This window comes from Caulobacter sp. 602-1, from assembly GCF_003931565.1.
In the GTDB taxonomy this organism is placed as follows: Bacteria; Pseudomonadota; Alphaproteobacteria; order Caulobacterales; family Caulobacteraceae; genus Caulobacter.
Map to the genome: position 1 here is coordinate 1 of NZ_RRYI01000104.1, position 300 is coordinate 300.

Sequence of the window (300 nt, forward strand, 5' to 3'; positions counted from 1 at the left end):
GGCAGGGGCTTGTATTCGCGGATCATGCGGAATATGGTGCTCATGACCTTGATGCCGTCGCCCACGGTGTCGAGCTTGGATACCGATCCGGCGGGCCGGTCCCGGTACTGGATGGGCATCTCGTAGAGCCGTAGGTTGTTGTTCAGCGAGTGGATGGTCATCTCGGTCTCGACTTCGAAGCCGCGCGAGAGCACGGGATAGGTCTTGACGAACGTGAAGCTGAACGCCCGGTATCCGGTCATGATATCGGTGACATGCGCATTGAACAGGCCGTTGATGGAACCGCGGACCAGCCGGTTG

General features: G+C 59.7%; 1 pseudogene. It reads right to left on the reverse strand.

Annotated features, from left to right (window positions below):
- Positions 1 to 300 (reverse strand): annotated as a pseudogene (locus tag EIK80_RS25435) (glycosyl transferase); the annotation flags it as partial.